5 protein-coding genes and 1 tRNA gene are annotated in these 7,876 nt (G+C 68.8%); all 6 read left to right on the plus strand.

The annotated features are described in order from the left end of the window. Nucleotides 1-144 precede the first annotated feature (144 nt). Nucleotides 145-2,175 (plus strand): DNA topoisomerase (ATP-hydrolyzing) subunit B, encoded by a 2,031-nt coding sequence (gene gyrB, locus CCS38_RS30120; protein ID WP_308050896.1) that lies wholly within the window; start codon nt 145-147, stop codon nt 2,173-2,175. A gap of 49 nt (nt 2,176-2,224) precedes the next feature. Continuing rightward, complete coding sequence (gyrA, locus tag CCS38_RS30125; RefSeq protein WP_223736496.1) at nt 2,225-4,849, plus strand: DNA gyrase subunit A; 2,625 nt, start codon at nt 2,225-2,227, stop codon at nt 4,847-4,849. Between the two features lie 15 nt (nt 4,850-4,864). Continuing rightward, entirely contained in the window at nt 4,865-5,539 is a 675-nt protein-coding gene (locus CCS38_RS30130) for a DUF3566 domain-containing protein (RefSeq protein ID WP_223736497.1), read from the plus strand. A gap of 113 nt (nt 5,540-5,652) precedes the next feature. Then, nucleotides 5,653-5,726: transfer RNA gene (locus tag CCS38_RS30135), tRNA-Ile, on the plus strand. A 157-nt stretch (nt 5,727-5,883) separates the two neighbouring features. Further along, on the plus strand, nt 5,884-6,018 hold the full coding sequence (locus CCS38_RS30140) for a DLW-39 family protein (protein WP_003958712.1): 135 nt from the start codon (nt 5,884-5,886) through the stop codon (nt 6,016-6,018). Nucleotides 6,019-6,314: 296 nt separating this feature from the next. Beyond that, a complete protein-coding gene (locus CCS38_RS30145; RefSeq protein WP_223736498.1) occupies nt 6,315-7,730 on the plus strand; it encodes a hypothetical protein in 1,416 nt (471 codons plus the stop codon). Nucleotides 7,731-7,876: the final 146 nt, after the last annotated feature.

A 7,876-nucleotide genomic window follows, 5' to 3' on the forward strand; every position in this document is an offset into this window, starting at 1 on the left:
CATGAGTGTCGGCGCTACCGGTAGACTGGTAGCAATCCCGCCCACTCGCGGAACATGTCGAACGACGCAGCCGCTCCTGACCGGCACGGGGTCTTCCCGCCGGCGGCAGGAGAAGGCTCGTGCCTGTGCCAGAAAGGGCGCTTCGTGGCCGACTCCGGCGACCTCAACGAGAACATCACGGCTTCTACCGAAGAGGGGGTTCCTGCCGTCGACAGTGGCGGCTCCTCGGAAGAGAAGTCGTACGACGCCAGTGCGATCACTGTCCTTGAGGGCTTGGACGCGGTTCGCAAGCGACCGGGTATGTACATCGGCTCCACGGGCGAGCGTGGTCTGCACCACCTCGTCCAGGAGGTCGTCGACAACAGCGTCGACGAGGCGATGGCCGGCCACGCGGACACGATCGACGTCACGATCCTGCCCGACGGCGGCGTCCGGGTGATCGACAACGGTCGTGGTATCCCCGTCGACATCGTGCCCTCCGAGAAGAAGCCGGCCGTCGAGGTCGTGCTGACGGTGCTGCACGCGGGCGGCAAGTTCGGCGGCGGCGGTTACGCGGTCTCCGGTGGTCTGCACGGCGTGGGTGTGTCCGTCGTGAACGCCCTGTCCCAGCGGGTCTCCGTCGAGGTCAAGCGGGACGGCTACCGCTGGACGCAGGACTACAAGCAGGGCGTGCCGACCGCCCCGCTCGCGCGCAACGAGGCCACGGACGAGACCGGCACGACGGTCACGTTCTGGGCCGACGGCGACATCTTCGAGACGACCGAGTACAGCTTCGAGACGCTGTCCCGGCGCTTCCAGGAGATGGCCTTCCTCAACAAGGGGCTGACGATCCAGCTCACCGACGAGCGCGAGGCGCACGTCGACGAGGAGGGCAAGCCGCTCACCGTCAAGTACCACTACGAAGGCGGCCTCGTCGACTTCGTGAAGTACCTGAACTCCCGCAAGGGCGAGACGGTCCACCCCACGGTCATCGACATCGAGGCCGAGGACAAGGAGCGGCTGCTCTCGGTGGAGATCGCGATGCAGTGGAACACCCAGTACACCGAGGGTGTCTACAGCTTCGCGAACACCATCCACACCCACGAGGGCGGTACGCACGAAGAGGGCTTCCGCGCCGCGCTGACGGGCCTGATCAACAGGTACGCGCGCGACCGCAAGCTGCTGCGCGAGAAGGACGACAACCTCACGGGTGAGGACATCCGCGAGGGTCTGACGGCGATCATCTCCATCAAGCTCGGCGAGCCCCAGTTCGAGGGCCAGACCAAGACCAAGCTGGGCAACACCGAGGCGAAGACCTTCGTCCAGAAGGTCGTGCACGAGCACCTCACGGACTGGCTGGACCGGAACCCCAACGAGGCCGCGGACATCATCCGCAAGGGCATCCAGGCCGCGACGGCCCGCGTCGCCGCCCGCAAGGCGCGCGACCTGACCCGCCGCAAGGGCCTGCTGGAGACCGCGTCGCTGCCGGGCAAGCTGAGCGACTGCCAGTCCAACGACCCGACCAAGTGCGAGATCTTCATCGTCGAGGGTGACTCCGCCGGCGGCTCGGCCAAGTCCGGCCGTAACCCGGAGTACCAGGCGATCCTCCCGATCCGCGGCAAGATCCTGAACGTCGAGAAGGCCAGGGTCGACAAGATCCTGCAGAACCAGGAAGTCCAGGCGCTGATCTCGGCCTTCGGCACCGGGGTCCACGAGGACTTCGACATCGAGAAGCTCCGCTACCACAAGATCATCCTGATGGCGGACGCCGACGTCGACGGCCAGCACATCAACACCCTGCTGCTCACCTTCCTGTTCCGCTTCATGCGGCCGCTGGTCGAGGCCGGGCACGTGTACCTCTCCCGCCCGCCGCTGTACAAGATCAAGTGGGGCCGGGACGACTTCGAGTACGCCTACTCCGACCGCGAGCGCGACGCCCTGATCGAGCTGGGCAAGCGGTCCGGCAAGCGCATCAAGGACGACTCGGTCCAGCGCTTCAAGGGTCTGGGTGAGATGAACGCCGAAGAGCTGCGCGTGACGACCATGGACATCGACCACCGGGTGCTCGGCCAGGTGTCGCTGGACGACGCGGCCCGCGCGGACGACCTGTTCTCCGTGCTCATGGGTGAGGACGTCGAAGCACGTCGCTCGTTCATCCAGCGCAACGCCAAGGACGTCCGCTTCCTCGACATCTGAGCCCGTCGGCCCGAACAACAGCCGCAGCTCGAAAGGACTTTGAACAGCAATGGCCGACGAGAATCCCCCCGTGACCCCGGACGGCGTGACTGCCGAGGGCGCGCCCGCCGCCATCGAAGGCGTGGGCATGCGCGTCGAGCCCGTCGGGCTCGAGACCGAGATGCAGCGCTCGTATCTCGACTACGCGATGTCCGTCATCGTCTCGCGTGCCCTGCCCGACGTGCGGGACGGCCTGAAGCCGGTGCACCGCCGCGTCCTGTACGCGATGTACGACGGCGGGTACCGCCCCGAGAAGGGCTTCTACAAGTGCGCCCGCGTCGTCGGTGACGTCATGGGTACGTACCACCCGCACGGCGACTCCTCGATCTACGACGCGCTGGTCCGCCTCGCGCAGCCGTGGTCGATGCGGATGCCGCTGGTGGACTCCAACGGCAACTTCGGTTCTCCGGGCAACGACCCGGCCGCGGCCATGCGGTACACCGAGTGCAAGATGGCGCCGCTGTCGATGGAGATGCTCCGGGACATCGACGAGGAGACCGTCGACTTCCAGGACAACTACGACGGCCGTAACCAGGAGCCGACGGTCCTGCCGGCGCGCTTCCCGAACCTGCTGATCAACGGCTCGGCCGGCATCGCGGTCGGCATGGCGACCAACATCCCGCCGCACAACCTCCGCGAGGTCGCGGCCGGCGCGCAGTGGGCGCTGGAGCACCCGGAAGCCTCCAACGAGCAGCTGCTGGACGCCCTGATCGAGCGGATCAAGGGCCCGGACTTCCCCACCGGCGCGCTGGTGGTGGGCCGCAAGGGCATCGAGGAGGCGTACCGCACCGGCCGCGGCTCCATCACGATGCGTGCGGTCGTCGAGGTCGAGGAGATCCACAACCGCCAGTGCCTGGTGGTCACGGAGCTTCCGTACCAGGTCAACCCCGACAACCTCGCGCAGAAGATCGCCGACCTGGTGAAGGACGGCAGGATCGGCGGCATCGCCGACGTCCGCGACGAGACCTCCTCGCGGACCGGTCAGCGCCTGGTCATCGTGCTCAAGCGGGACGCGGTCGCCAAGGTCGTCCTGAACAACCTGTACAAGCACACCGACCTGCAGACGAACTTCGGCGCCAACATGCTGGCGCTGGTCGACGGCGTGCCGCGCACGCTGTCCCTGGACGCGTTCATCCGCCACTGGGTGACGCACCAGATCGAGGTCATCGTCCGCCGGACGAAGTTCCGGCTGCGCAAGGCCGAGGAGCGGGCGCACATCCTGCGTGGCCTGCTCAAGGCCCTGGACGCCATCGACGAGGTCATCGCGCTGATCCGGCGCAGCCAGACGGTCGAGGACGCGCGCGGCGGCCTGATGGGCCTGCTGGAGATCGACGAGATCCAGGCGAACGCGATCCTGGAGATGCAGCTGCGGCGCCTGGCGGCCCTGGAGCGGCAGAAGATCACCGCCGAGCACGACGAGCTGGAAGCGAAGATCCGCGAGTACAACGCGATCCTGGCCTCCCCCGAGAAGCAGCGCGGGATCGTCAGCGACGAGCTGACCGCGCTCGTCGACAAGTACGGCGACGACCGCCGCTCCAAGCTGGTGCCCTTCGAGGGCGACATGTCCATCGAGGACCTGATCGCCGAGGAGGACATCGTCGTCACGATCACCCGTGGCGGCTATGTGAAGCGGACCAAGACCGACGACTACCGCTCGCAGAAGCGCGGCGGCAAGGGCGTCCGCGGCACGAAGCTCAAGGAAGACGACATCGTCGACCACTTCTTCGTGTCCACCACCCACCACTGGCTGCTGTTCTTCACGAACAAGGGCCGGGTCTACCGCGCCAAGGCGTACGAGCTGCCGGACGCGGGCCGGGACGCGCGCGGCCAGCACGTCGCGAACCTCCTCGCCTTCCAGCCGGACGAGCAGATCGCGCAGATCCTCGCGATCCGCGACTACGAGGCGGCGCCGTACCTGGTCCTGGCCACCAAGGCCGGCCTGGTGAAGAAGACGCCGCTGAAGGACTACGACTCGCCGCGCTCCGGCGGTGTCATCGCCATCAACCTGCGCGAGCAGGATGACGGCTCGGACGACGAGCTGATCGGCGCCGAGCTGGTCTCCGGCGAGGACGACCTGCTGCTGATCTCCAAGAAGGCGCAGTCGATCCGCTTCACCGCAACGGATGACGCGCTGCGTCCGATGGGGCGTGCGACCTCCGGCGTCAAGGGCATGAGCTTCCGCGAAGGCGACGAGCTCCTCTCGATGAACGTGGTGCGGGCGAACACCTTCGTTTTCACCGCCACCGACGGCGGGTACGCGAAGCGCACGAACGTCGACGAGTACCGCGTCCAGGGCCGCGGCGGCCTCGGTATCAAGGCCGCCAAGATCGTGGAGGATCGGGGTGAGCTGGTCGGCGCGCTGGTGGTCGAGGCGAGCGACGAGATCCTCGCGATCACCCTCGGCGGTGGGGTGATCCGCACGCGGGTCGACGAGGTCAGGGAGACGGGCCGTGACACCATGGGCGTCCAACTGATCAACCTGGGCAAGCGCGATGCCGTCGTCGGTATCGCTCGGAACGCCGAGGCCGGTCGCGAGGCCGAGGAGGTCGAAGCGCTGGCGGACGGCGAGCCGGCCGATGACGCGGCGCAGGACCAGGCCCCGGCGGCCGGGGGCGAGGAGCCCGCGGCGGAGTAGCGCGAGGAGTAGGTCGTGAGTGGAGCCACGGGTGCGCAAGCGGGCGGATCGGACGACGGGCGGAGCTCGTCCTCCGGGCCCGCGACCGTGACGGACAGCGCCCGTGGCTCCGATGCTGACGGCGGCCCCCGCAAGGAGGCCGCCTCCGAGGGGGGAACCGTGACCGACACCAGGCAGCCGCAGCCCGAGGCACAGCCGCAGCCCGAGCCCCGTCCGCAGGGCGCCGAGGGCCAGCCGTACCGCCCGCCGTCGGCGTACGCGACCGGCGGGTCCCAGCAGGGGATGCGAGTGCCTCGTACCGGCGTCCGTACGACCCCGCGTACGCGCAAGGCCCGGCTGCGGGTGGCCCGCGCCGACCCGTGGTCGGTCATGAAGGTCAGCTTCCTGCTGTCCATCGCGCTGGGGCTGTGCACGCTGGTGGCGGTGTCGGTGCTGTGGATGGTGATGGACGCGATGGGCGTCTTCACCACGGTCGGCGGCACGATCAGCGAGGCCACCAGCGGTGATGGCGGTTCCGGTTTCGACCTGGAGTCGTTCCTGTCGCTGCCGCGGGTGCTGCTGTTCACCGGTGTTATCGCGGTGATCGACGTGGTGCTGGCGACGGCGCTGGCCACGCTCGGGGCCTTCATCTACAACCTCTCGGCGGGCTTCGTGGGCGGCGTGGAGCTGACCCTGGCCGAGGACGAATGACCTGATGCGGGCGGCTGCCGACGGCCTTTCGGACCCCCGGCGGTCATCGATTTGGGTCATGGCTCTGAAGTGCGCTAATCTTTCGGTGCAGCCAGCGAGGCGGCACCAAGCCAGGGGCTATAGCTCAGACGGTTAGAGCGCTTCCCTGATAAGGAAGAGGCCACAGGTTCAAGTCCTGTTAGCCCCACCGGCAAGGATCGGCCCGGACGGAGATTTCTCCTTCCGGGCCGATCCGTTTGTGCTCCTGGCGAGTTGGGGGCGGGCTAGGTCACCGATTGATATCGACCGGTGTGTATCATCGGCCCCCGAAGGTCCCCTACGTCAACGAAAGACGAGGTCGCGCGGTGAAGAAGCTTCTCCTGGTCGCACTGGCCGCCATCGGCGGGCTCCTCGTGTACCGCCAGATCCAGGCGGATCGCGCCGAGCAGGATCTGTGGACGGAGGCGACCGACTCCGTGCCCGCAGGTTCGGGCGTGTGAGCCCCAGCACGTACGTACGAAACCCCGGTTGCCGCGCTGTGCGGTGGCCGGGGTTTCGTCTGTTCGGCGCCGCTTGCCGGTGGTCGTTGCGGGACTGTGATGCCTCCCGCCTTGAGTTTGCGTAAGCACACCATTAGCTTGCGGTAGCAAACTCGATGGGTGTGCATCGGGCCGGCGGACAGCGGTGCGGCCGGCGGGGCAGGATGGGCGTCGCGTCCGGTGACCGGGACGGTCGGCATGGGCGCGGCAGCGCAGTACCGGTACCGGTGGGGGCTCGGGACGATGAGGGGTAGTACGTGGTGACGCGGCGCACGATCAGGAGGGGACTGGCCGGCCCGGTGGCGCTCGGCGTGCTGGCGGTGCTGCCGGGGGTGGCTGCAGCGGACGCGCCGCCCACGTATGCGCCCGCGACGGATGCCAAACCCGTCGTCGGAAAGGCGAGCACGGGAGCCGCGCCGAAGATCGTCCCCGGTACGTACACCGACTCCCTGGAGCGCGGGGAGAAGAAGCTCTACGCCCTCGAACTGGACGACAGTTCCACCGCCTACGTGTCGGCGGTGGCCGCGCCGGCGCCGGACACGAAGGTGGAGGACTACACCGACGGGCTGACCGTCTCCGTGCAGGACAGCAACGGCAGCACCTGCGGCCCGGACGGCGACGTGCGGTTCCACGGCGGCAAGACCGCCTATCCGATCGCCGATTACGCCAGCCGCCGCATCGGCAGCGACCTGTCGGAGTGTCAACAGGCGGGCCCGTACTACGTGGTGGTCGAACGCCCCGGGGACGCCACCTCGGGTCCCGACAGCTGGCCGATCGAGCTGCACTACATGACGGAGCCCGGCCTTACGGGGGCGCCGCCCGCCGAACCCGGTAAGGGCAGTTGGAGCAGCGCCACACCTGCGCCGCCCACGGAGGGCAAGCGGAAGTCCGTCGCGGGCGGCACCGGCTTCAACGACGCCGCTTCCGTGAGCCAGGGGCAGTGGCAGGACCGCATCAGGCCCGGCGAGACCCGCTTCTACCGGGTGCCGGTGGACTGGGGACAGCAGCTGAACGTGAGCGCCGAACTGTCCAGTACGGCGCGGAAACCGGGTACGGGCATCTCCTCGTTCGTCCCGGAGGCGCTCGGCCTGACCGCGTACAACCCGGCGCGCGGCCTGGTCAGCGACGAGAGCTTCAAGGCGTACGAGGGCAAGCAGACGGCGGTGCGGCTGTTCACCGCGCCGGTGGACTACGGCAATCGCTTCAGTGACGACGACGCCGTCAGTCCGATGCGCTTCGCGGGCTGGTACTACCTGGAGGTGTCGCTCAACCCGGATGCCGCGCAGTTCTTCAAGAAGGGCGCGGACCTCACGCTCCGGGTGGGCCTCAAGGGCGAGGCGAAGCCCGGCCCCCAGTACGCGGAGCCGGCGGCCGACTTCGCCGTCACGTCCGAGGACCGGGACCTGGCGTCGACGGGCCGGGCGGCGTCCGAGGAGGAGCGCAACGGTCATCTGCGGACGGTCGGGTACGCGGGCATCGGCGCCGGTGCGGCGCTGCTCGTGGGGCTCGGGGTGTGGACGGCGACGGCGCGGCGCAAGGCGTCGATCACCACGGCGGCCACGGGCCCCGCTGGGGGCGCGCCGGGCGGCCAGGGGGCTCCTGTCCCCGGACAGCGGCCGTACGGCGCTCAGAATGGCGCTCAGGACGCCGGACAGGGGTCCGGAGGCGCCTAGCCGACGCCGGCGGTCGGGTCTGGGCTCTCGTGCGGCCCTGTGGCGGGCCGGCGCCTCAGCTCGCGCTCAGGGCCCAGATGCCCACCGCGATGCACAGCAGCGCGACGACCAGGACCGGCACGGCGATCTTCGGGGGCGGCCCGGGG

The organism is Streptomyces purpurogeneiscleroticus (assembly GCF_020024005.1).
GTDB classification, from domain to species: Bacteria; Actinomycetota; Actinomycetes; order Streptomycetales; family Streptomycetaceae; genus Streptomyces; species Streptomyces purpurogeneiscleroticus.